Source organism: Corynebacterium sp. L4757 (assembly GCF_043673995.1).
Lineage (GTDB): Bacteria > Actinomycetota > Actinomycetes > Mycobacteriales > Mycobacteriaceae > Corynebacterium.
Genome location: NZ_JBIMEN010000001.1, coordinates 268,789 through 294,044, shown reverse-complemented (window position 1 = coordinate 294,044; position 25,256 = coordinate 268,789). Strand labels below are relative to the sequence as shown.

Genomic DNA, 25,256 nt, shown 5'->3' with positions numbered 1-25,256 from the left:
CAGGCAACGCTGCGTTAAGCTGCAACCTTTTCTTTCTCATCCTTAGCTGCTGCCTCACGAATGGTCTTATTTGGCCAGAACTGCTTGAAGGCCAGAACCAGCACGGTTGCAACCAAAGTGCCGCCGACGAGTGCTGCGATGTATCCCCACACTGGGTCAATAGCAAAGAGCACGAAGATACCACCGTGCGGCGCACGGGAGCCCACGCCCAGGGCCATAATGATGGCACCGGTGGTAGCGCCGCCAGCCATCATGGCCGGAATGACGCGGAATGGGTCTGCTGCTGCGAATGGAATTGCGCCTTCAGAGACAAAGGCGAGACCCATCAGCCAGGAAGACTTGCCATTTTCTTGCTCCGCTGGAGTGAAGAGGTTCTTGCGGACGAAGGTGGCAATCGATAGTGCGATTGGTGGAACCATGCCGGCTGCCATGACGGCCGCCATGATTTCCATGGAGGCCTGGTCTCCGGTCGATAGCCCCGCGGTACCGAAGAGATAGGCAGCTTTGTTAATAGGACCGCCCAAGTCCGCGCACATCATCAATCCCAGCACGATACCAAGCAGGACTGCGGAAGAACCAGACATTCCGGAGAGCATGTTTTGCAGACCCGTCATTAAGGATGCAAGTGGTGCGCCGAGAACGAAGTACATGGACAGACCGACGATCATGGTGGTTAGCAGAGGAATGATCATCACTGGCATCAGAGATGCCAACCAGCGTGGGACATTCCAAGAACCGATCCACATGGCGATGAGGCCAGCGAGCAAACCAGTTACCAGGCCACCAATGAAGCCAGCACTCAAGGTAACGGCGATAGCGCCACCGGCGAAGCCCGGCGCGATGCCTGGGCGACCACCTAGCGCATAGGCAATGTAGCCGGAGAGCGCGGCAACAATGAAGTTCATGGATGCTTGACCGATAGCGAATAATACTGCGCCGAGGTAAAGCATGAGCCCGGAGCGCTCGAAGGTCATGATGGCACCTTCAACCTCGACTTCATTGCCGGGCAGATTGGTGAGGGAGTATTCGGTGGATAGAACCTGCCACGCATTAGCCATGTCGGCTCCACCGAAGAGGAAACCTAATGCCAGCAGCAAACCGCCGGCTGCTACGAACGGCACCATGTAAGAGACACCGGTCATAATGGCTTGCTGGATGCGCTTGCCCCAGCCGAGAGACTCACCGGATTCTTCCGAGTTGCTGGATGCAGTGGCAGAGCCAGATACCTTTCGGGCATTCGGGTTCTTCGCTGCGGTGAGTGCCTCATCCAGCATGACTGCGGGCTCATTAATCGCACGCTTCACGCCTGATTCGATGACAGGCTTGCCAGCAAAACGCTCGCGGTCACGGACGCCGACGTCGGTAGCAAAGATTACTGCGTCTGCGGAATCAATGATGGTTTGCGCAACCGGGGTGTTATTGGATGAGCCCTGGGTTTCAACGATCAGCTTGAGGTCATCGCGTGCTTCGGCTGCCTGAGATAGTGCATCAGCAGCCATGTAGGTATGCGCAATTCCAGTCGGGCATGCAGTAATAGCAACGATATTGATTGTCTCATCCGGAGAAACCGAAGAAGCCGATGCAGCTGTCGTCGATGCTGCGCTTGCTGTACCTGCTGCACCTACCGCACCTGTCGTGGCTGTAGCGCCTGCAGTGTCTGCAGTAGAAGCAGAATCAACTTTTGCGGTCTCAGCTTCTGGCTTAGCCTTGGGCTTCTTTTCGGCGTTGACTACCTCGAGCACTAAAGAAACGATTTCTTCCGAAGATTGTGCAGTTCGTAGCGCTTCCAGGAAGTCTTTTCGTACAAGTGCGCGCGCTAACTTCGACAGAATCTTAAGGTGTTCCTTGCCGCCACCAGCAGGTGCAGCAATGAGGAAGACTAATTCGGCATCGCCATCTGGTCCAGAAAAGCCCACGCCCTTGCTTAGACGCGCGAACGCAAGGGTTGGCTCAGTCACTGCCTCCGAGCGGCAGTGGGGAATAGCTACCTGGCCTGGAACGCCGGTGCCAGCCTGGCTTTCCCGTTCAATTGCAGGGGCAGCTAGTCCTTGAATGTCGCTGGCACGGCCAGCATTGTGCACCAGTGTGGCAAGCTCAGTAATGACTGAGTCCACCGTTGAACCAAAGTCAGCATCTAAGGCGACAAGGTCTGTGGTGATGAGATCGGAAGCCATGAGAGGTCTCTCCTTGTTATTTCAGTTATTTAATTCAGTTCGCTGACGTCGGTTTGCTCAAGGTTGAGCATATCTGGGGTAGGGATGGTCGTTCCGGGCAGCGAAGTTGCTGCTGAACCATATGCAACAGATTGTTGGAGTGATAGAGGAAGATCCTTGCCATCGGCTTGCGCCAGCAAGAATCCAGCCAGAGAGCTATCACCAGCACCGACGGTTGAAACAACGTCGGTTGGCGGTGGAGTGGCCTTCCAAGCACCTGATTCCGTGACCAAGATGGCGCCTGCGGAGCCTAATGTGACTAGGACGGAGTCCACGCCTTGTGCATTTACTTTGCGAGCCGCGGCAATCACGGCGCTGTAGTCGCCTTCTTCAGCAGCCTTCTCGATGGCAAGACCGTCTTCGCCAATGAGCTGGCCTAACTCCAAACCATTGGGTTTAAGCAGATCTGGCGCTGCCTGTGAGAGGTTTTCTGCGATGGCAACCATCGGTGCATCAGAGGTATCTACGGCAATACGCACATGTGGGGTTGCCTCACGCAACGCCTTAATAGCAGTGACGTAGAAGTCATTCTCAACGCCATGCGGCAACGACCCAGCCATGACCACCCAGGAAGCATCCTGTGCTGCTTCGATGGTGCTGTCAATGAGTGCTTGCTGGGTTTCTTTGTCTACCAGGGGACCTTTGCCATTGAGCTTGGTGGTCCGACCTGAATCTTCGGTCACCGTAGTATTCGTTCTGATGGCTCCTTTAATGGCGACGGAAGTAAAATTCACGTTCAAGTCATTGACTAATGCCACGAAGGGATCGCCATCTGCAGAAGGAAATACCGCGGTAGTCTGCTGGCCAGCAAGGGTGATGGCATTCGCCACATTGATCCCTTTGCCACCGGCAACTTGTGTAATGCTTTGGGCACGGTGAACCGTGCCCGGATTAAGCGGAGAATCCAAGGCGATGGTGGCATCGATGCTTGGATTTGGAGTAAGAGTCACAATCATGAGGTGCGGGAATCTCCAAAAATTAGCTATATTGGGGCAAAACTCAAGCAAAAATCGGAAGCTTGAGGTTATGCTTGGGCAAATACTCGTCAATGTTGATTGTTGCCCGAATATGTCCGATTGTCAATGATATTCTGTGGTATATCTGTGGAATCATGGAGATTTTGCAATAATTCACTTCACACCTTTAATGCGCATTTTCATACGCAAGAAAGACCAGGGAGAAGAACATAACCATGTCAAAGTCCATTAATGGTACTGGCGTTGTCGCAGGCGTCGCTTTCGCCCCAGCTGTTTGGGTCCGTCCGCGACCCGAACTACCGCAGCCAGGCGAAGCAATTTCTGAAGAGGTGCGCGAATCTGAGTTTGAACGTTTCACAGCCGCGGCAGACGTAGTAGCGCAGCGCCTTACTGAACGATCCGAAGCCGCAGAGGGCCATGCACAGGAAGTACTTACTGCAACAGCAGGCATGGTGAAAGATCGTGGGTGGCATAAGGCCGTGAAGAAGAACATCTTCTCTGGCCACAATGCCGAATACTCCGTTGTTGGCGCTACCGATAAGTTCGTTGCAATGTTTGAAGCTGCCGGCGGTGTCATGGCTGAACGAACCACAGACCTTCGCGATGTGCGCGATCGCGTCATTGCTGAACTGCGCGGTGAAGAAGAGCCAGGCCTTCCGCATATCGAGGGCGAAGCAATTTTGTTGGCTGACGATCTCGCGCCAGCAGATACGGCAACGCTGGATACCGCACATGTCAAAGCCCTGGTTACTGAGCTCGGTGGGCCGACCAGCCACACTGCAATTATCGCTCGCCAGCTTGATATCCCATGCATTGTTGCAGTGGGGAAGTCCTTGCGCGATATTGAATCTTCTACCGTGCTCTTCATCGATGGTGCACTGGGCACCATTAGCACTGATGCCAATGAAGAAGAAGCTGCTCAAGCGGTCGAAGAATACAAAGAGCGTGCGGAAAAGATCGCACAGTGGACCGGCCCGGCACAGACGAAGGATGGCCATGCTATCCAGGTCCTAGCGAATGTTGCAGACGGCAACGCGGCCCGCCTCGCAGCACAGTCACAAGCCGAAGGAATTGGTTTGTACCGTACTGAGCTGTCATTCCTCTCTGCGTCTTCGGAGCCTTCAGTCGACGAGCAAGCAAAGATTTATGGCAAGGTTTTCCAGGCATTTCCTGATTCGAAGGTTGTTGTCCGCACCCTCGATGCTGGTTCTGATAAGCCAATTTCTTACGCGACGTTGGATGATGAAGAAAACCCAGCGCTAGGTGTTCGCGGCCTGCGTATCGCACGCGATAATGAATCGCTGCTTACTCGTCAGCTCGATGCGATTGCACAAGCAGCTGCAGAGCGAAGTGATAACGCACAGACTTGGGTAATGGCGCCCATGGTTGCTACCTCGACCGAGGCAAAGTGGTTTGCAGATTTGTGCCGTGAACGTGGGCTCGTCCCCGGAGCGATGGTTGAGGTTCCTGCCGCTGCGTTGATGGCAGATACCATCATGCCACACTTGGACTTTGTCTCCATCGGTACTAATGACCTAACCCAGTACACAATGGCAGCGGACCGCTTGTCACCACAGTTGGCCTATTTGACCGACCCTTGGCAGCCAGCGGTTCTGCGCCTGATTCAGCACACCTGTATCGGCGGTGCTGACAATAACGTACCAGTGGGTGTCTGCGGAGAGGCGGCCGCCGATCCACTCCTGGCATGTGTACTGGTCGGCCTTGGCGTCAATTCCTTGTCTGCAGCGTCCACCGCAATTGCTGGAGTAGGCGCGCAGCTTGCCGAAGTTACTTTAGAGCAGTGCCAAGAGATGGCAGCGGCAGCTATTAACTCCATCGGTGCATCTGAGGCACGTGAAGCCGTCCGTGGCGTCCTGGAGAGCTTCACGGACTAATCATCAGAGTTGTTATCGCGATCCCCTGCGATAACAACCTCAATTTCCCGATCGCGCAGGGAGTCAAGGAAGACTTCTGATGCTCCCGAGTCAGTGATCACTACGTCAATATCGGAAATAGGTGCAAAGCTGACGAGGTAGTCAGTGCCCAATTTCGATGAATCGCACAAGACGACGACCTTGTGGGCATTAGTGACAAAAGCGGACTTAATTGCCGCTTCCTGGGCATCCGCGGTGGATAATCCATGGTCGAGCGTCAATGCATTGGTGCCGATGAAAGCGACATCCGCGCGCAACAGAGCCATGGTGCGCAGCGCGGTATCACCGACGACAGCTTGGGTGATTGCTCGGACAGTGCCACCCAGCAACTGGACATATTGAATGCCGTTATTTGCCAGTGAAAGTGCGATTGGCAAGCTATTAGATACGATCGACAATTGGTGAGCAGTGGGATGCTGACCTATCAGATCAGCAACTGCAGAAGTAGTGGTACCAGCGTCTAAGAAGATGCTGCCATGTCCTTGAGGCAAAAAGTCCATTGCCGCACGAGCAATAGCCATCTTTGCATTCGTTGCTGAGCGAGAGCGAGTATCTAATGTTAACTCGGAAGTCTGGAACGACTGCGAGGCGACAGCACCGCCGTGTACACGATGAATAACTCCTTCACGATTCAAAACAGCCAGATCTCGGCGAATTGTTTCTGCGGTGACATCGAAGCGAGAGGAGAGTTCAGTGACATTAACCCGGCCTTCAACGGCGGTCATTGAAGCAATTTGTCGGCGACGTTCCTCTGCGTACATGTGATATCCCTTCTCGCGAGCTCATGGTGGACGGATCGTTAACGTGATGTCTGGGTACCTCACGGGTACGAGCGACAGATGAAAGTCTTCATTGCCTTAATCGGCAGCGAGGTGAAACATCACGGATGGAAGACCGATGTGGAGTTGTGTCCAGAATTGGCTGTGTTCTCTCTACAATGCCACGGATTTCAGAAATAAACACAGATTTCTTTACTCTATTCTGGGCCGCTTGTGTCGAAATTATACTGCTTGTCGCGGTATTTTGCGCGGTCAAGGTGTTGAAACGTGAAGGAAATAATGTGGGATTATCTGTGTTTGAAGATGGCGCGAAGTTTACCATTTCGGGGGTAGAGTGCTGGTCATTTCTCACATCACCCGTCAGCAAGAAGGACCGTTTCCCCAACATGAATCGGGGAAACGGTCCTTCTTGAGGTCAGCTGCCGGCTAGATTTTACGGATGACCGAAACTACCTTGCCCATGATCTGAGCATTATCACCGTTGATTGGTGCGAATGCTTCATTGTGGGGAAGCAGCCAAACACCGCTCGAATCCTGGTGGAATTCCTTCACGGTAGCTTCTTCATTGTCCAGCAATGCCGCAACGAAGTCGCCTGGTTCGGCTGTGGGCTGAGACCGAATGATAACCCAATCGCCGTCAAGGATTGCCGCATCCTTCATCGAGTCACCGACAACCTTGAGCATGTACAGCTCACCCTTGCCCACGATCTCATCAGGTAGAGGATAGTAAGAATCTACGTTCTCCTCGGCCGTGATAGGGGCGCCTGCCGCAATTCGGCCAACCACAGGGATGTAGCTAACGCCTGCGGCGGTCTCTGGGAGCCCCTCGTCAACAGGGGCGGGCGCAGTAGTCTTGCGGCCAGGTTTAGGCTCATCATCCATCGCGAACTGGCGAAGGTCTACCGCGCGTGGCTTATTGGGATCGCGGCGCAGGAAGCCTTTCTGCTCCAGTTGATTCAGTTGGTACGCAACCGAAGAGGTGGACTGCAGCCCAACGGCATCACCAATCTCGCGGATGCTTGGCGGATAGCCACGTAGAACTACCGCATCCTTAATTACTTCAAGAATCCGGCGCTGGCGTGGTGACAGCTCGGAGATGTCAGGGCGGGGAGTAACTCCTCGTGGTTTAGCCATATCTATTAGCTCCTTGGGCTACGTAAACATTCGGCCTTCGCGATGGTGCTTGTGCTGAAGTCATGTTCGGCGATTTCACATGGGTGGACGGCTGGGATTGGACAAAGATTGTGCCAATTAAGGCGATACCCCATTTGTAGCACGTTTTGTGCTCATGTTCGACTATTCCACGCCAAATGTGGACAAACTTTCGAAATCCTGTTATAAATCGAACATACCCAATAAATCGAACAGTTGCGCGAATGTCGAAATCCAGTGTCTGGCTATTTGGATAAACTCACTCGCATAACCGAAAGGATATCAACATGGCTATCGCACTTGACCGAGGAAAAATCTATTCAGCTCGCACTTCTTCCTTCTCTACCGGTCGCTCTAGGGTGGTCCCAGCCGCCGCAGTCTGGGAGCCTTCCAATTCGACTCCTCGAGTAAACAACGTTCGCACCCTGGGTAATGTAACTAGAACAGTACAGCGAAGTAATTTCGAACACCGTCCTCTAGGTTCTGAAAACTGCTCGCGCGAGGATTCGGCATCAGGTGCAAGTGTTCGAAGTAACCTTGCGCTTGGGGGCATGTTCGGTATGGCGATCTTCTTCGGCATTCTTTTTACTGGATTTAATGCTGGGGAAGAGCCAGTCGCTCCGGAAACTACTATCAGCAGCACCTCGGCGACTACTGAGGTATTCGCGCGATAGTCAAACCGCGTGAAGTGAGGGCTAGCTTGCCCACTACGATGGGCAAGCTGCATCAATTAATTAAATGCAACAAGGGCAGTACACTAGTTCAAGTCATCTCTTCAACAACGCTTTTTAGAGCGTGAGAATCTTTTGAGTAAGGACGCTTGGTGTACTGCCCTTTTTGCCATCATGAACAATCCCGAGTCATCGATTCCCGTGTCATAGATGCGGGGTCGTCGATTCGGCGCCGACGCGAGTGTGCGTCCTGTCAAGGGCGATTCACCACGGTCGAAAAGGCCATTCTTTTAGTCGTTAAGCGGAACGGCCTCGCTGAACCTTTTAGCCGCGATAAGCTCATCCGCGGTGTGCGACGTGCATGCCAAGGCCGCGATGTATCCGATGATGCGTTAAAGCGTCTTGCCCAAGAAGTGGAAGAGCGTGTGCGTAGCCACGGCAGCTCGCAGGTGAACGCCAATGATATTGGCCTCGCAATCCTAGATCCGCTGCGCGATCTCGATGAGGTAGCGTACCTGCGCTTCGCATCGGTATATAAATCTTTCGATAGTGCCGATGATTTCGAGTCTGAAATTCGACTCATGCGCCGGCGCGAGCGGGACGTGTAGCACTCGCGTCGGCACTTATTTCAGTTTGTCGACTGCCTTTTGAATCCGGCGTAGTGACACAGCATGTGCTGTGCCGAGACGTTGGGCGAAAAGAGACACGCGCAGCTCTTCAATCATCCATCGGATGTCTTTCACTTCCCGTGACTTAGCGCGACCTGCGGGAAGATTGCGCAGTCTATTGTTCAGGTAGGCATGGGCATTTTCCACCTCTGCTTGTCGGTCCGCGTCTTTGTCCGGATCGATGCCCATTTCTTCCATGCGAATATTCATTGCCTGGAGATAGCGGGGGAGATGGCGCAGGTGACCAATCCCGTGAACCGTGATTGCATGCGGTGGCAGCAGGAACTCGAGCTGTTTCTTCATGTCATCAATTGCTGGGCCGGTCCATTTGTCGAGCTCGTCTTTCACCCGGGCATATTCCACCATCGCCGGAGCCAGTGCGACAATAGATTGGCGCACTCGTCCCGGAATTTCTGGTTTAACTTTCATCTTCAATTCGTGGAATGCCTCTGGGTCGCGGACTGGACCTCCCACTTCCATCATCAAATCTCGAATCGATGCCACACGCGCGTCATTGACTAATTCCTTGCTGCCGTAATTATCAATTGCGACGCGCTGCTGCAAGGGTAGGCCCTTGACCATGCTTTGGGCATTGACGGTGATATCGCGCATGAGCAGAGTCAACGTCGTGGTGATCATCGCTGAATCAGCGGCGGCCTTGGTGGCGTGCACCTTGACCTCAACACCTTCAGGAGTTGCCACGAGAGCTGGGTACGCGGTGACTTCATGGCCGTCAACGACGGTCGACACTTCTTCCTCGATCGTGCCGAGGGTATCGTTGGTCCATTTGTCGACAGCTTCAGATTCCTGCGAACGGCTTAATTGTGACACCGAGGACGTAATTGAACCAGCTTGCCGTGTTACCAGCTGTGCGAGATCGCGATCGGAGTCAATGATTTTGCCCTTCTTATCGACTGCAGCAAAGTTGAACTTTAAATGTGCTGGCAGGGCTTCAGGGCGGAAGTCGGACGCTGAGATGCCTGATCCGCCAAGTGAACGGAGGACATCTGAAAGTTGCTGCGTGATGTCGCCTTCATACGGGATCAACTTTGGTAGAGCCCGCTGGGCGAATTCTGGAACAGGCACGACTGAGCGGCGCAATGCCTTAGGAAGCGTGCGCATCAGCTCCGTGACTAATTCTTCCCGCAATCCAGGTACTAGCCAATCGAAGCCCTTCTTCTCTAGACCCGCTAGGAGCGGTACCGGAATCATGAGGGTCACGCCGTCTAGCGGATCGCCCGGCTCGAAGCGGTACGTCAGTTCATATTCAATTGAACCTTGCTTCCACTTATCAGGGAAAGCCTCCTCGGTAACTGAGGCGTCTTCATTGAGCAGGCTATCTGGATCGAAGTCCAGAAGCGTCGGGTTCTTGTGGCGTTCTTTCTTCCACCAAGAGTCAAAGTAACGCCCCGTCGTGATTTTGGCAGGTAGGCGTTTGTCATAGAAGTCAAAGAGAGTGTCTTCATCAACGACAATGCCACGACGGCGGGCCTTCTCCTCATGTTGAGCGGCATCTTCCAGCTTCTTGACGTTGTCGTGGAAGAAGTGGTGGTGGGTATTCCAGTTGCCACCGATAAGTGCTTCACGAATGAACATATCGCGGGCTGCAACCGGATCGACCCGGTGATACGGCACCGTTCGATCTGCAACGACAGTGACGCCATAAAGCGTTGAACGCTGCGTTGCCATCGCGGCGGCACGCTTGGTGGACCAGGTGGGTTCCGAATAATTATGACGCAGTAAGTTTCCAGCGAGTTTTTCCACCCATGCTGGATCAATCTTGGCCACATCGCGTGCCCAAAGCCGAGAGGTTTCGACGAGCTCGGCCGCCATGATAAATTCGGGCGGCTTTTTGGCAAGAGCCGAACCTGGGAAAATCAGGAACTTGGTATTACGCGCGCCAAAGAACTCCTTGGAGTTGCCGTCGCGGGCACCAATATTTGACAGCAGACCAGACAAGAGTGACTGGTGAATGCTATCAGGTTGACGTTGAGCCTCCTTAGCAGTCCAGCCCATTTGCTTGGTGACGGTATTGAGCTGCCGCACCAAGTCGAACCATTCACGGATCCGCATGTAGTGAAGGAATTCCTTCTTCATCCGTTTGCGGAACGCATTGCCCGACATTTCATCGCGCGAATCCTGAATATAGTCCCACAGACGCAGCATCGACATAAAGTCTGAAGCTTTGTCTTTGAAGCGCGCATGCGCTTGGTCTGCCTGAGCCTGGTATTCCAAAGGTCTCTCGCGAACATCCTGAATGGTCATTGCAGCGACGATGACGGAGACATCGGCAAGCACGCCCAAGCTTTGAGCTTCAACGAGCATGCGCGCCATACGTGGGTCGACTGGAATGCGCGCTAGATCCTGACCGATCTTGGTTAGCTGCGGCAGGCCGTCTTTTTCTGTGTTCTCAATGGCAGAAAGCTCTTGGAGAACCATGATGCCATCCCGAATGGACTTAGCTTCTGGTGGTTGTACGAAGGGGAACTTCTCAATCGCGCCCAAACGCAACGACACCATCTGCAAAATCACGCTGGCTAAGTTAGTGCGCAGAATTTCTGGGTCCGTGAATTCCGGACGCGATGCGAAGTCGTCTTCGGAGTACAAGCGAATGGCAATGCCATCAGCGATACGTCCACAGCGGCCGGAACGCTGATTGGCGGATGCCTGTGAGATGGGTTCGATGGGCAAACGCTGTACCTTAGTGCGCGTGGAATAGCGTGAGATACGTGCGGTACCGGTATCAACAACATAGTGGATGCCGGGGACCGTCAATGAGGTCTCAGCGATATTGGTGGCCAACACAATGCGCCGGCCTGAATGCGGGCTAAAGGCCTGGTGCTGTTCTTGGTTAGAGAGGCGGCCAAAGAGCGGTGTGACTTCAACACCGCGCCAACGGCGACTATCAATGGCTTCCATGGCGTCACGGATATCACGCTCACCGGGGAAGAAACACAGGATATCGCCTGGGCCTTCCTTCATGAGCTCTTCGATTGCTTCACACAGACCATCGAGCGGGTCTTGATCCACGAGCTTGCCATCTACTTCAAATTGCAGTGGTCGGTAGCGCACTTCTACTGGATAGGTACGGCCAGAGACCTCAATGATTGGCGCCGGTGTGCCGTCTTGCGCAGCGAAATGTTCAGCGAATCTTTCCGGATCAATGGTCGCTGAAGTAATAATCACCTTGAGATCAGGACGCTTGGGCAATAAACGCTTGAGATATCCCAAGAGAAAATCAATATTCAGTGAACGCTCATGAGCCTCATCGATAATGATCGTGTCATAAGCATTCAGGAACCGATCCCGCTGCATCTCAGCCAGCAAAATACCATCTGTCATGAGCTTAACCGCAGTGGTATTGGTGACGCGATCATCAAAGCGGATGGCATAACCAACAGATTCACCAAGATCTTGGTTCAATTCATCAGCGATACGCTCAGCAACAGTGCGTGCTGCCAAACGGCGTGGCTGCGTATGGCCAATGAGTCCGCGACGTCCACGTCCTAGCTCCAAGCAAATCTTCGGGATCTGCGTGGTCTTACCAGAGCCAGTTTCACCGGCAATGATGACGACCTGGTTATTGCTAATTGCCTCAGCGATATCATCTTTGCGCTCGCTAACGGGCAGCGTATCCGGGTACACGATCTCAGGCACGCGTGCGTCGATGGTGGTCACGCGCTGCGCTGCCTTATCGATGTCTGCGCCGATGGCGGCTAACGCTTTCGGTGCCCGTGCCTTAGACAAGCGGCGTCGAAAAGAGCGTTCCTCCGTTAGCGACACGTGTGAAAGGCGCTCAAACAACTCATCACGAGTTGGAGCGCTCAAGTGTGCATCGGATGCATGTGGTGGATTATCACTGTGGTTATTAGTCATGGCTAGTGGAAAATGATACCCGCTATCAGCCCCTTTCCCCAGTTTGCTGCCTTTACGAAGCGCTTGGCCGCACCAAGCATTTCATGTCCTTCTTATTCAAACTGTGATGAAGCTGAGCAGGACTGTGCAAATTTTGCTTCTACCTCGGGATTCCTACACGCAGGATTGGTTGGGAGCGAAGAAAATTGGGGTGAAGAGGAGAAGCGCCGGGATTGAGGACGCCCGTACGCAAGTTCCCACGCTAAATTTGGGGTGGAATGGGCTGAAAGGAATAAACCTTGAGTATCTCCGATGACGCGGCGAAAGACGGCACTCACGAGCGTTTGCAGGGTATTTCTGGGGACGCAGCGAACCAGCACAATCTTGGCGAGCTTCGCGTTCTTGACGCGCTCGGATTTAGCTTTGGGCGCACGTTTTCACATGCCTCATTGTGGCTAGTTGGCGCCTTGGTGATCATCGTGGTATTTGCTGCCCTAGGTGCACTAACCGGAGTGCTGATAGCGTCTAGTCCTCGTATTCACGGCTTCATAAAACTTGGTTTTCAGATAGTTGGCAACATAGCCAATATCCTGATGATGTTTGTAGTGCCGTACATTTTTCGTCTGGCCACGATGGAACTTGATCTTAAGAATAATCGGCGGAAAAACTTGGGCAAAGATGTTCACCAAGGGACGGCCCTAGGGGTCATCATTCTTATGGTGATCATGTGGATACCGTTTATTTTTGTTTTATCCATTTTACTATTTGGCATATTTGTCGGGTCGATTTTTGCACTCTCAGACGCGGCTGAGGGGGCGGAATGGACGGCCATCGTCGATTACACTGGGCCGTGGCTCTTGCTGGTTGTGCTGCTTCTTGTAGGAGCATTCTTGGTAGTACCGCTCTTCCAGTTGATGCCCTGGTATGGGGCGGAAGGGCGTGGCGAAGTCATGGCAATCTTTCGCAGCGGATTTCGCCGCGGCAAGGAACACTACACGTCCTTGCTTGGCTTAAACCTCGTACTTTCAATAATGGTGGTTATCCTGATCCCCTTAACGCTTGGACTGGGATTAATAGTCTTCGTGCCGGTCTGCTTGCTTGCTCAGGCTCATGCTTTTAGACAAATTGCGGGAAAGCCACCACATTCGGAAACCGGGGAGTAACACACACTGCACTTTCAAGGACATGAGCAAGAACACGTTTCCGATTTAATCCCCAAACGGTAATATTTTTATTTTGGTCGCCTCAGTATTTATCGCTGAAGGTAGGCTGGAGATGAAGCGGATGGCCTACGTAGTCGTTTGATGTGAGCGAAATAGCTTGAGAAAGGGGATAGCCGTGAGTACTCCGTATAGCGGAAATAATGACGAAAACTGGGACCCAGGTGATGGTTTTGGGGACCTGCCAAAGTATGGTTCGACTAATCATCCGGAGGATCAGCCCGGCTATGGTCAATCGTCATATGGCCAGCCTGGGTACGGCCAACCTTATTCTTCGGGGTATGACTCGAATTATGGAGCTACTGGATATAGCGGCGCACAATTTGGTGGTGCCGGCTATTCGGATCAAGGCTTTGGTCAGAGTTATGGGCACGAGACGCTGATTCAGACCCATGGCAAGCTGCAGGTCTTTAAAGCGATCGGATTCGGTTTCAAAAGAACATTCACCAACGCCAAGTTGTGGCTATTGGGGTCCGTTGCTTTCTTGCTGGTATTTATGGTTCTCGGTGCGATCATCGGCATGATTGCACCTGCTCCGGCACAGGCCGACGGAACTTTCCAAGTGGGCACTGATTGGGCTAGCAGCATCACCGGTGTAATTTCGCTGGCATTGATGCCATTCATTTATCGTTTGGCGACGATGGAAGTTGATACCCGTGACAATGGGTGGGGCAAGATAGGCAAGGATGTTCACTTCCTGCCAACTCTGGGCATTCTCTTGGTCATGTGGCTAGTGGGAATCGTAGTTTCCGTAGTGTTTACGGAAGTCGCTTTTGGCGGCATCCTCTCTGCCTTGGAAGCTGCCGGCACGAATGAGGACGCCATCATGCAAGCATTCGTTGACCACGCGGGCGCCGCCTTTGGTGGTCTCCTGCTCTTCATAATTGTTGTTCTGTGCGCCACGCCTTTCTACCAATTGATGCCGTGGTACGCAGCCGATGGCCGCGCTGGAGTTATTGGCTCGATTAAAAATGGTTTTCAAAATGGTACGGTAAATTTCTTTCCATTGCTCGGTTTTAATATTGCGATGGGTTTCCTCATGGTGGTTATCACCATCTTTACCTTGGGATTGGGCATGTTCATTGCTATGCCGGTGTATCTTTTGGCTCAGGCACATGCCTACCGCCAGATTGCTGGTGGTCCAGTTCCGGCGGATAGTGTTGAGCAGAGTTTTGGTGACAGCGCATATTAGAGGTCCATTTCGCCCTGATGCTTGGGAATGAATAATGAAAGCTGTGTGGCCCCACCATTAAGGGTGGGGCCACACAGCTTTATGCGATAAAGAGCAGTGAAGAAGTAGTTGCTGACTACTTTGTCTTGGAGGCGAGTACCTCACGGGAGCGTGCGATTGCAGCTTCATACGCTTGAACCACTAAATCGCCGAAGTGACGGAATTCTTCCCCGCGGGCAGCCGAAGCACGGAATACTAGACCGATTTCACGTTCAGCAATGACATCATCAGCAAATGTAGCGAGCTTGAGCTTGTCATTGGAGTACTCAGTACTGATTGCTGACTCTGGTAGCAGCGTAGAGCCCAAGCCGCCCAATACTAGCTGGATAATGGTGGTCAGAGATGAAGCACGGGTAATGGAGTTGGTGGCATCTGAAGGATTGACATCTGCACGGCGGCACAGATCCATGATCTGATCGCGTAAGCAGTGTCCGTCATCAAGAAGCAAAAGCTCCAAGTCCTTGATTTCGGCCAACGTAACGTCTTCACGGCCAGCAAGTGGATGGCCGTCCGGGAGAACCACCGCGAAGCGCTCGCGGTACAAAGGAACGGAGACAAGTCCGGCGCCTTCGGCGGGCAGGGCGATGATAGCCATATCTAGCTGGCCATCACGCAGCTTCTGCGTCAGGTGCTTGGTTTGTTCCTCCACAATGCGTGGCTCAAGCTCAGGGAATTGAGTTTGAATCTCCGTGAGAATCTGCGGCAGAACGTAAGGCGCGACCGTGGGGATCATGCCGATGGTCAATGGGCCAGATAGTTCTCCATGCGCGCCACGGGCATGGGTCATGAAGATATCAGCAGCCTCGAGCGTGGCTTTGGCAAAGGGGAGTAGACGCTCACCGGCGGAGGTGACAATCACCTTGCGGGTGGAGCGTTCGATTAACTGAATTTCAAGGCCTTGCTCTAGGGCAACAAGGGCTTGAGATAGGGAGGGTTGGGAAATTCTAAGCTTCTGGGCGGAAGTACCGAAGTGCTTATTTTCGGCGATGGTAACAAAGGTGCGCAGCTGAGCCAGAGTCGGGCGGTACTCTTTATCGAACATGCCTATAACTCTACACCAACTGATATGACAAACTATAAATCGGAGTAATATTGATAACCATTTCAACTAATTGCAGGTAGTGTGCGCATATCCATCGGTAATAGATGGTTGGTTACATTACTGGCCTGCGCCACTCGCTACCCATGACATGAGTATGGTGTCAGATATATCCACACACCTTAACCCTGATGGGCCTTGACATGAAGGAATGTATCCCCGATGGCATTGGAAGAGCTTAAGCGCCGTATCCCTGAATTTGCACGGGACCAGAGAAGAAATCTGGATGCGCTACTCAACTCATCAACATTGTCGGAGCAACAACGATGGGGATGCATCTTGGCCGCCGCAATGACCGCCAACCATCACTTGGTGCTGGGGCCCGCGCGGAAAGAGGCCCAAGAGAACTTGGATGCCCGCGCTTTAGAGGTCGTGGCCTCGTGTGTCACGGTGATGACCTTGAATAATTATGGCTTTCGTGCAAAACACTGGCTGGGTGAAGATTTTGATGACATTCGCTTTGGCTTGCGCAATGGGGTCAACCTCGCGCCGGGGGTCAGCCAAGCTGATTATGAGTTGTGGGCGATCACCGTATCTGCGGTCAACGGTTGTGAGCAATGCATCCAAGCGCATTCACGCGTTGCGCAGACAGCTGGTGTAGAAAAACTTCAGGTGTGGGAAGCTGTGAAGATTGCTGCGGTCATCGAAGCCATCGCCCAGGCTATTGCGATGGCGCAGGAAATAGGCGATGGCCAGGGTGATTAGTATTCAATCCGCAGGTTAGCTAGGCGGACTTCGCCAGCTTCATCGGAGGCATCCAAATCGACTGTGGCAACAAACTGGTAGCCGTGGTCACCTTGTGGGTCCTTGATAATTTGGCGGACATCCCATATGCGTCCGGAGGTATCTCCTAGGCGGAAGAACTCTTTGCCGCGTGCTTCGGGACCGGTCTCCATATCGGAATATTCATCAAAGTAATCATCTAATGCCGCACCGAAGTCCGGAATATCTTCCAGATAATCCAAGATTTCGGCCAAACGATCTTCCTTTTCCAGTGCGAAAAGCTGCACGAGACGGAAAAGATAATTGCGCACCATGATGGTAAAAGCACGGCGATTGGCAGTTAGTGCCGTCGGGTCTTCCACGCCGAATGCCAGCTCACGCTCCAAGGTCTCCTGCGAAATCGGAGCATCCTCACCGGTCATTTCTGCCCACTCATCAACCAGTGAGGAGTCCACCTGGCGGATGGTTTCTCCGAGCCACTCGATGACATCGGCGAGTTCATCCGTCATGTACTCATCAGGAATGGACTGACGCAATGTGCGCCACGCATCCGTGAGATAACGCAACACCACGCCCTCTGAACGAGCCAGCCCATAGGTGGCAATAAGGTCAGAAAATGTCATGGCGTTTTCCAACATGTCACGCACGACAGACTTCGGCGAAAGCTTAAACTCTTTGACCCAGGGATTAGATTCGGCAAAGGTGTCATAGCCTTGCTCAAGAAGCTCCTCTAAAGGCTTTGGCCACGTGATATCTTCAACGATTGCCATGCGTTCGGTGTAATCGACACCGTCGGCTTTTAGTGCTGCAATTTCCTCACCTCGTCGCTGAGATTGCTGTGCCTGCAATACCTGGCGTGGATTATCCAGGATGGACTCAAACACGGAAATAACATCCAGGTAGAAAGTCGGCTCTTCTTTATCCAGTAAAGAAAGGGCGGCCAAGGCATATGGTGATAGTGGTTGGTTCAATGCGAAGTCTCGGGGAAGCTCACGTACCAAATGATAAGGGCGACCGTAAATATCGAGGCCCTTGGTGGAACGCTGAACCAAGCCCGCGTTGACTAAGCCCCGGAAAAGGTCCAGTGCCGTCAAAATATGTTTATTCTGCTGTGTGCGGGTGTCATGATTGGTGCGCAGCAAATGTTTCATGTGCTCATATCCATCACCGTGACGCGCAAGGACATTGAGCAACATAGAGTTAGAGACTTTAAATTGCGATGTGAGCTGTTCTGGTTCAGCGTTGATGATGCGGTCGAAGGTCTTCTCCGACCATGTCACAGAACCATCGCGGGCGGATTTCTTTTTCAGCTTCTTCAGTTTGGCTGGATCACTGCTCAGACGCTGGCGAGCCTTGGCGTTTTCAATTTCATGCTCAGGTGCTTCGACCACCACGGTGCCTTCGGTGTCATATCCAGCGCGGCCGGCACGGCCAGCAATTTGATGGAACTCGCGCGATTTTAAGATCCGCTCACGGCGGCCATCATATTTGGCTAATCCCGTCATCAAGACAGTGCGGATAGGCACGTTGATGCCCACACCCAAAGTGTCAGTCCCGCAGATGACCTTGAGTAGACCTTTTTGCGCAAGACGTTCGACCAAGCGGCGGTACTTCGGGAGCATGCCTGCATGGTGAACGCCAATACCGCGGCGTACTAGTTTGGATAAATCTTTACCAAAGGTTGTGGTGAAGCGAAAAGTGCCGATTTCCTTGGCAATGAGTTCTTTTTCTTCAGCGCTGATTAATCCAGACAAAGAAGTCAACGCCTGGGCGCGCTCCGATGCTTCACGTTGCGAGAAATGCACGATATAGATGGGAGCCTTGCCTGCATCCAGAAGTTCCTGCACTGTTTCATGTACCGCGAGGAATGTATAAGAGAAATCCAGGGGGACAGGGCGGGTGGTGCCACCGACGAACGTGGTCTCACGCCCGGTGCGGGACGTGAGGTCTTTTTCTAGCCACTCGGTATCACCCAAGGTCGCCGACATGAGCAGGAATTGTGCCTTAGGCAATTCCAGAAGCGGCACCTGCCATGCCCAGCCGCGGTCAGGCTCGGAGTAATAGTGGAACTCATCCATTACAACCTGATCGATCTGGGCATCCGCACCATCGCGCAGTGCAATATTGGCGACGATTTCTGCGGTGGCGGCAATGATAGGGGCGTTGCCATTGACAGTGGCATCACCGGTCATCATGCCGACGTTTTCCGGACCAAAGATCTCACACAATGCGAAGAACTTCTCACTCACCAGTGCTTTAATCGGCGCTGTGTAGAAAGAACGCTGACCACGCGCCATGGCAATAAAGTGCGCAGCATTAGCCACCATTGACTTACCCGACCCGGTAGGGGTGGCAAGGATGACATTGTCACCAGCCAGCAGTGCTAAGGAAGCTTCTTCCTGTGCTGGGTATAGCGAAATCCCCCGTTGTTGAGTCCATGATAGGAACGTGTCCCACACGGCATCATCAACGAGGGATTCAGGTACTTCTTCCAAGTCAGGCAACATCTGGGATAGGTTCACCCCACCCAGCTTAGCTACTGCAGTGACTAGAAGTCATCCTCAGGCCCGGAGTCCTCACTGTCATCAATATCTTCTGCTAAGAAGTCATCAACCGTTCCTAAATCAGCGAGGAAGCGCTCAAACTCAGCACTAATTTCCTCACCAGTTGGAATGTTCTGTTCACCCGGCATAATCGCTTGCGGATGCTCATTGCGGTAGCGCTCCATATAGGCGTCATATTGGTCTTCAAGCGAGTGAACGACCTGGACGATTTCTTCGGAGTCATTGACCTGCTCTTCCAGCTGGGTGTTGACACGCTCAATGTCATGCTCCAAAGACTTCAACGGCAGCTTCACCCCAGCCGCACCCGAAATTGCGTCAAGCAACTCGAAAGTAGCGTGTGGATAAGGCGAGGAAGCCAAATAGTGCGGAACATGCGCCGTATAGCCGGCGACATTGCGCCCACGCTTAGCCAACTCTTTCTCGATGTAGAAAGACGCCGAGCCTGGAACAATCATCTTGGACTCCATGCGCACCATGCGCGAGACCAATTCCGTTGAATTGCCGTGTGCAGTTACCACCAGCGGGCGAGTATGGGGCACAGGCATAGGCGCTGCGTAAAGGCAGATGGTGTTTTGCACATCAAAGCGAGTTACGAGCTCGGAGACAGCCTTGGTAAAAGATTCCCAACGCAAGTCCGGTTCGGGACCAGAAAGCAAAAGAAAAGGCTTGCCCTCGGTGTCCTTGAGCACTCGAATATCCAAGTCCAAAGACTCAACTTCAACCGGCTGGTCAATATCAATAGTGACCGCTGGGCGGCGTGAGCGATAATCAATGAGCTCATCAGAATTAAAGGTGGCTAATGGACGTGACTCCAAAGCCGCCTTGAGGTGGTCTGCGCTGGCTTCAACCGCCAGGCCTGCATCGGCATAACCGTGCATTGCCACCACTAGCGTTGGTCCCTGATCAACCGGTGGTGCGGGATATTCCAACTCATACATGCGACGTTCGTTTTCTTGCATGATAAACCTCCTCTTGCTACCACATACAACACACTTCATTAATAAAGTATTCCGGTCGTAATTCGTGGTGCTTGTCCGACTATTCTAGGCCAAACGCAGCTACATATGTGCAAACCGGGCCCGTGGATGTCCATTAAGGGCGCCGCCTGTGGACAAAGATTGTTGCAACGTCAACAACTAGAGCCAGTTATCCACAGAAAGGGCAGTGAAGAAGCGATAGCCCTCGTGTACAAGAGCTGAGTATATGAAGCTTGAGCCATGACACAATCAACACTGACAACACCTGGACAATTGCTCGCAAACATTCCCGGAATCCTTGGATTCTATCCAACTGAATCTATTGTCTTCATGGCCTTAGAAGAAGACCAAGGCACGTACTCACTGGGCCCAACCCTGCGCTTCGATATCAACAACATGGAGTCCACGCTCGTAGAAGCACTCACCACCGTTGACAATAAACACAACGCAGTCATACTCGCATTTGCCATTACCGCCGATGAGGGCATCGACCTAGACGACGTCACCGTCGAAATCTTCAAGCATGCAGATACCCTCGAAGCCCCAGTTGCCGGACTATGGCACACCAGAGAAATTGCAGATGGTGAGCCATGGGAGATGATGAACATGGAATCAGTCGGTGAGGTCCCCGGCATTCCGGCATTTCCCGAAATACCGCCAGCATGGAAATACGGCTATATCGATTCCATCGTCACCGCCATCAGCATGGAGCCTTATATCCGCGAAGGACGCCTGCCAGGATATGACCGCGACGAAGCCCACGCACCCCTGCACATGCGCAACCCACACATAGACGCAGAGACTCTGAAGCTCACCCAACAGCAAGCACACCATGCGGCAGCCATCATGTATGAAAAGAGCACGCTGACCAACCCACGCTATGGATACGGATTGGAACAGCTCCTCAAAGAATGTGAAGAAGTCATCTTCCGTACCACCACCTATGGTTTTGACGCAGCAGATAGCTGCCTCCACGATGTCAACGTGCTCGGATACGCAAGCATGACTATGGCTAATACCTACGTCCGCGACCTCACTGCAGCAACCTACCTCGACCACCCCGAAGAAACCGCAGCCATCATGCTTGCAGTCTCTCAATCATTCACGGGGACTATCCGCAACAACGCCCTCTGCATCTACGCCGCCGCACAAATTAAGCGGGGACTGCCAATGTATGCAGGAATGGCACTCAGCGCCTCCAACGACGCCGACCGTGCCCATTCGCTCACCACACTCATGTTGCAGTGCTACCTGAACGGACTAGCTGCGCAATGCGTGGACAATATCTATCACGGAAGTGAACAAGCCCGCAGCCATCATGACAGGCAACGGGCAGATAAACAGACGGGCGAAAAGAAGGGAAAAGCTAAACGCCCAGACTTCGATGACGCCGCATAGGAGAACAGCTGAAGGGCTACTTCACGCGCTTGGCGGAATGTGCTCGATCACCAAGCTGACGGGTAAATTCCCACGCATCAGAAACAATGGTGCGCAAATCGGTACGCGTTGAGTTCCAGCCCAATTCGGACTGGATCTTCTCTGAAGAGGCGATCAGCGTTGCCGGGTCGCCAGCGCGCCGGGCTGCAACCTCTGCGGGAATCGGGTGCCCGGTGACTTCACGGCACATTTCGATGACCTGCTTGACGGAGTAGCCATCGCCCGAGCCAAGATTGAAAATGCGGTGCTCGCCAGAGGCGTTGGACTCCAATGCCAATAGGTGAGCATCGGCCAGATCGCGGACATGGATGTAGTCGCGCACAGCCGTGCCGTCTGGGGTATCCCAGTCATCACCAAACATGAAAATCTTGTCGCGGTGACCCAGGGCTACTTGCAAGACAATGGGGATGAGGTGGGTCTCCACCTCTCGGTTTTCACCAATCTCGCCATAAGCGCCGGCAACGTTGAAGTAGCGTAGCGAGGTAGCCCCCAGGCCATAAGCCTTGGCGTAGGAGGTGATCATATAGTCAATCGCTAGCTTAGATGCGCCATAAGGATTCGTTGGTTGCGTGGGCATCTGCTCCGTGATGGGAACCTGCTCTGGCTCACCATAGGTGGCAGCAGTGGAGGAGAAGACGAGATTAGTAACGTTATTCGCGCGCATTGCTTCCAGCAGTGTCAGGCTGGTTACTACATTGTGCTGCCAGTACTCAGCTGGCATCTCCACCGACTCACCAACGAGCGAACGGGCAGCAAAGTGCATGACACCGTCGAAGCCGCCCGATGCAAGAACATCCGCCACAACGTCAGCAACATCACCCTCCACCAACGTAGCCGAGCTAGGAACTGCTTCTCGGTTGCCAGTGGAGAAATTATCAATGATGGTGACGTCATGGCCAGCCTCGATCAGAGTGGCAGCACACACGCTGCCGACATATCCGGCTCCGCCAGTAACAAGAAGTTTCATGCAATGTCCTACTAAACAGGTTGAGTACTTAAAAAATGGGCACGCCACACGCACAGGGTGGAACTCACCACATTGACCTGACAAGCAAAAATCCCAGGAACACGACTCACCGTGTGCCTGGGATTGCTGCGTGGTGCAGATTAACGGAGTGCGACGCGAATCGCGTGCGCGTAGTCATCCGCCAATTGTACCTTTGCACCCTTATCGTTGGTGATAGTCACCACGCCACCGTCTTGGCACACCGTGACATCAGAGCCAACGGTCATGCCGGCGGCATATAGCTCGACGAAAGCGTCACCGTCATACTGGATGATTTCGTTGATCTGAGTAATAGTGGCTGGGAGTTCTTCACCATGTGGCAAATCAATGGCGCGCTTATCTTCCACAGGAGCAGAGCCCTTTGCGCCCAGTGCTTCCAGTCCCGGGATGGGGTTACCGAAAGGAGAGAGGGACGGGTCCTCAATAACGGCGACGACGCGGCGCTCCACGTCTTCACTCATGACGTGCTCCCAACGGCAGGCCTCATCATGGACCTGGTGGATATCTAACCCCAATACATCCGTCAGCAGGCGCTCAGCCAGACGGTGCTTACGCATCACAGAGGTCGCGTGTTCACGGCCTTCTGCGGTCAGGTCAAGGCTACGGTCGGGAAGAACGTGCAGGAGACCGTCACGCTCCATGCGGGCGACGGTCTGGGATACGGTTGGTCCAGACTGCTCAAGGCGCTCAGCAATGCGTGCGCGAAGAGGAGTAATTCCTTCTTCTTCTAGTTCGTAGATGGTGCGCAGATACATCTCTGTGGTATCGACTAAGTCCCTCACGTGGCGACCCTTTCAGCAACAAAGAAAATTCTAATTACTTACACACTAGCGCATTTTGTCCGCCGAGACCTTTCAGAACCATGTGGTTAGCCTAGGTCAAAACTCGCGATTATGTGCAGTTATTATTTTGTCTAATTAATTCAGCGGTATAGGAAAGCTTTAGTTTTAATTTAGCACAGAATGGCACGCATGTTCCCTTTGGTGCCGTGCGCTGGGCAAAAATAGCTCATTTGAGAAAACGCCCGGAATTTTTGGTCATTTCAAGATGTAAAAATCCACCGACCTCAGAATGTTAGGCGAGGTAATCGGTGGATATTTCAGCTGAGATTGATGACTTTAAAGGGCGTACTCACGCAGGCGCGCTGCACGGTTGCCGTCACGCAGCTTCGCCATAACCTCACGCTCTATCTGGCGAACGCGTTCACGGGAAAGCCCAAACTTGCGACCAATCTGGTCCAAGGTGCGTGGAACGCCATCATCCAAGCCATAGCGGAGGCGGATAACGTCTTGCTCGCGCTCCTCGAGGGTGTCGATGACATCCCGGATATCGGAATGGCGCATAGAAGCAACCACTGCGGTCTCAGCGTCAGTTGCCTCAGCATCTTCGATGAAGTCACCCAAGGGGGCTTCTTCATCTGCACCAACTGGCATGTCCAAAGAAACTGGGTCACGAGACTGGCGCAGCAGCATCTCGATCTTATTTTCATCGATGCCGGACTCTTCTGCGAGCTCCTCATTGGTCGCTTCGCGTCCGAGGGACTGATACATCTCACGCTTGATGCGGGAAAGCTTATTTACCTGCTCCACCAAGTGGACTGGTAGGCGGATCGTGCGGGACTGGTCAGCCATGCCGCGGGTAATTGCCTGACGGATCCACCAGGTGGCGTACGTGGAGAACTTAAAGCCCTTGGCGTAATCGAATTTCTCCATCGCGCGGATAAGGCCCAAGTTGCCCTCTTGAATGAGGTCTAGGAGCGGCATGCCGCGGCCCGTGTAGCGCTTGGCTAGTGAAACCACGAGGCGAAGGTTTGCTTCCAGCAGGTGGGAGCGTGCCTTCTTGCCTTCCTTAACCAGGATTTTCATGTCACGCTTTTCGGCGCGGGTCAGCTTCTCGGCATTCGCCAGCTTGTATTCGGCATAAAGACCAATCTCAATCGCTTGTGCAAGTTCAACTTCGTCTTCAGCGGACAGAAGTGCGGTTTTACCAATTCCATTGAGGTAAACGCGCACGAGATCGGCAGAAGGATTGTCATTGGTCTGACCGCGGCGTGAACCCCGGTCTACTTCCTTCTCGTCATGTTCTGGAGTGTCATGGGAATTCTGGGCAGATGCATCGGTCATCGTTGGCCTCCTGAATTAATCGCCGGTTACATTAGGTCTAACGGCACACGCTTCCAATTAGTTCCCGAGCGTCTTAAAAGAGTGAATCTGGCCTCTTTCGCCCAACCCGATCGGGGGTAAGGGTGTCCTAATATGATTAGGTTTCGACCATTACGGTAAAGGGGCCATCGTTGACGGAAGCGACTTTCATCCTGGCGCCGAAGCGGCCTTCTTCCACGTGAATCCCGCGCGCACGCAGCTTTTCATTGATTTTTTCGATGACTGGCTCGGCATCTTCGCCCCGCGCCGCATCAGACCAGGAGGGGCGACGTCCTTTTGCGGTACGGCCGTAGAGTGTGAATTGACTCACGACAAGGACTGGTGCACCAACTGTTTCCACTGAGGTCTCACCATCCAAGATTCGCAGCTCGGCAATCTTGCGCGCCATCGTGTCAATCTTGTCTTCTAGACTCTTTGGATCATTGACACCAGATTCGATGTCTTGTGTGGAGACTCCCACCAGTGCCAACAGACCACCTGTATCGGGAGCATCGAATGCGCCAATGATGTCACCGTCGACGGTGACTGAGGCACTAAGGCAGCGGGTCAAAATAGCACGCATAGTGAAGCGTACTTCTCCTTTCTTCG

Annotated in this window: 18 protein-coding genes; 6 read left to right on the top strand and 12 right to left on the bottom strand. The window is 53.1% G+C overall.

Annotation, left to right across the window (positions count from 1 at the left end; translation table 11 throughout):
• Positions 1-14 precede the first annotated feature (14 nt).
• Positions 15-2,174: a fructose-specific PTS transporter subunit EIIC gene (locus tag ACG98I_RS01315; protein ID WP_394717729.1), complete on the bottom strand. Its 2,160-nt coding sequence runs from the start codon at positions 2,172-2,174 to the stop codon at positions 15-17.
• A 29-nt stretch (positions 2,175-2,203) separates the two neighbouring features.
• A complete protein-coding gene (locus ACG98I_RS01310) occupies positions 2,204-3,169 on the bottom strand; it encodes a 1-phosphofructokinase family hexose kinase (RefSeq protein WP_394717728.1) in 966 nt (321 codons plus the stop codon).
• A 236-nt stretch (positions 3,170-3,405) separates the two neighbouring features.
• Here ACG98I_RS01310 and ptsP point away from each other — a divergent pair, with 236 nt between their 5' ends.
• Positions 3,406-5,085: a phosphoenolpyruvate--protein phosphotransferase gene (ptsP, locus tag ACG98I_RS01305; protein WP_394717727.1), complete on the top strand. Its 1,680-nt coding sequence runs from the start codon at positions 3,406-3,408 to the stop codon at positions 5,083-5,085.
• Here the strand turns inward: ptsP and ACG98I_RS01300 are convergent.
• Together ACG98I_RS01300 and lexA are read right to left on the bottom strand one after the other, a co-directional pair.
• Complete coding sequence (locus ACG98I_RS01300) at positions 5,082-5,885, bottom strand: DeoR/GlpR family DNA-binding transcription regulator (protein WP_394717726.1); 804 nt, start codon at positions 5,883-5,885, stop codon at positions 5,082-5,084. The two genes, ptsP and ACG98I_RS01300, sit on opposite strands and share 4 nt — an antisense overlap.
• A 444-nt stretch (positions 5,886-6,329) precedes the next feature.
• The gene (gene lexA / locus ACG98I_RS01295) at positions 6,330-7,037 is read right to left on the bottom strand and encodes a transcriptional repressor LexA (RefSeq protein ID WP_394717725.1); all 708 of its coding nucleotides are present in this window, start codon (positions 7,035-7,037) and stop codon (positions 6,330-6,332) included.
• Between the two features lie 841 nt (positions 7,038-7,878).
• On the opposite strand from lexA, the gene nrdR reads away from it, so the two are divergent.
• Positions 7,879-8,334: a transcriptional regulator NrdR gene (nrdR, locus tag ACG98I_RS01290; protein ID WP_394717724.1), complete on the top strand. Its 456-nt coding sequence runs from the start codon at positions 7,879-7,881 to the stop codon at positions 8,332-8,334.
• 15 nt (positions 8,335-8,349) lie between these two features.
• Here the strand turns inward: nrdR and hrpA are convergent, their stop codons facing one another.
• Complete coding sequence (gene hrpA / locus ACG98I_RS01285) at positions 8,350-12,270, bottom strand: ATP-dependent RNA helicase HrpA (protein ID WP_394717723.1); 3,921 nt, start codon at positions 12,268-12,270, stop codon at positions 8,350-8,352.
• Between the two features lie 278 nt (positions 12,271-12,548).
• Between hrpA and ACG98I_RS01280 the strand changes: the two genes are divergently transcribed.
• Both ACG98I_RS01280 and ACG98I_RS01275 read left to right on the top strand, forming a co-directional pair.
• The gene (locus tag ACG98I_RS01280) at positions 12,549-13,412 is read left to right on the top strand and encodes a hypothetical protein (protein ID WP_394717722.1); all 864 of its coding nucleotides are present in this window, start codon (positions 12,549-12,551) and stop codon (positions 13,410-13,412) included.
• Between the two features lie 175 nt (positions 13,413-13,587).
• Complete coding sequence (locus tag ACG98I_RS01275; RefSeq protein ID WP_394717721.1) at positions 13,588-14,661, top strand: hypothetical protein; 1,074 nt, start codon at positions 13,588-13,590, stop codon at positions 14,659-14,661.
• A 115-nt stretch (positions 14,662-14,776) separates the two neighbouring features.
• On the opposite strand, the gene ACG98I_RS01270 is transcribed toward ACG98I_RS01275, so the two are convergent.
• Positions 14,777-15,742 (bottom strand): LysR substrate-binding domain-containing protein, encoded by a 966-nt coding sequence (locus ACG98I_RS01270; protein ID WP_394717720.1) that lies wholly within the window; start codon positions 15,740-15,742, stop codon positions 14,777-14,779.
• 219 nt (positions 15,743-15,961) lie between these two features.
• Between ACG98I_RS01270 and ACG98I_RS01265 the strand changes: the two genes are divergently transcribed.
• A complete protein-coding gene (locus ACG98I_RS01265; RefSeq protein WP_394717719.1) occupies positions 15,962-16,504 on the top strand; it encodes a carboxymuconolactone decarboxylase family protein in 543 nt (180 codons plus the stop codon).
• Here ACG98I_RS01265 and ACG98I_RS01260 read toward each other — a convergent pair.
• Both ACG98I_RS01260 and ACG98I_RS01255 read right to left on the bottom strand, forming a co-directional pair.
• The gene (locus ACG98I_RS01260) at positions 16,501-19,044 is read right to left on the bottom strand and encodes a DEAD/DEAH box helicase (RefSeq protein WP_394717718.1); all 2,544 of its coding nucleotides are present in this window, start codon (positions 19,042-19,044) and stop codon (positions 16,501-16,503) included. The genes ACG98I_RS01265 and ACG98I_RS01260 overlap by 4 nt on opposite strands.
• A gap of 26 nt (positions 19,045-19,070) precedes the next feature.
• On the bottom strand, positions 19,071-20,045 hold the full coding sequence (locus tag ACG98I_RS01255) for a PAC2 family protein (protein WP_394717717.1): 975 nt from the start codon (positions 20,043-20,045) through the stop codon (positions 19,071-19,073).
• A gap of 258 nt (positions 20,046-20,303) precedes the next feature.
• On the opposite strand from ACG98I_RS01255, the gene ACG98I_RS01250 reads away from it, so the two are divergent.
• Positions 20,304-21,461, top strand: coding sequence for a DUF4192 domain-containing protein (locus ACG98I_RS01250; protein WP_394717716.1), 1,158 nt, complete (start codon positions 20,304-20,306; stop codon positions 21,459-21,461).
• A gap of 16 nt (positions 21,462-21,477) precedes the next feature.
• On the opposite strand, the gene galE is transcribed toward ACG98I_RS01250, so the two are convergent.
• The 4 genes from galE to dtd form a co-directional block, all read right to left on the bottom strand.
• Positions 21,478-22,467, bottom strand: coding sequence for a UDP-glucose 4-epimerase GalE (gene galE / locus ACG98I_RS01245; protein ID WP_394717715.1), 990 nt, complete (start codon positions 22,465-22,467; stop codon positions 21,478-21,480).
• Between the two features lie 140 nt (positions 22,468-22,607).
• Positions 22,608-23,288: an iron dependent repressor, metal binding and dimerization domain protein gene (locus tag ACG98I_RS01240; protein WP_394717714.1), complete on the bottom strand. Its 681-nt coding sequence runs from the start codon at positions 23,286-23,288 to the stop codon at positions 22,608-22,610.
• Positions 23,289-23,624: 336 nt separating this feature from the next.
• Complete coding sequence (locus tag ACG98I_RS01235) at positions 23,625-24,629, bottom strand: sigma-70 family RNA polymerase sigma factor (RefSeq protein ID WP_394717713.1); 1,005 nt, start codon at positions 24,627-24,629, stop codon at positions 23,625-23,627.
• A gap of 136 nt (positions 24,630-24,765) precedes the next feature.
• Positions 24,766-25,230 (bottom strand): D-aminoacyl-tRNA deacylase, encoded by a 465-nt coding sequence (dtd, locus tag ACG98I_RS01230; protein ID WP_394717712.1) that lies wholly within the window; start codon positions 25,228-25,230, stop codon positions 24,766-24,768.
• Positions 25,231-25,256 lie beyond the last annotated feature (26 nt).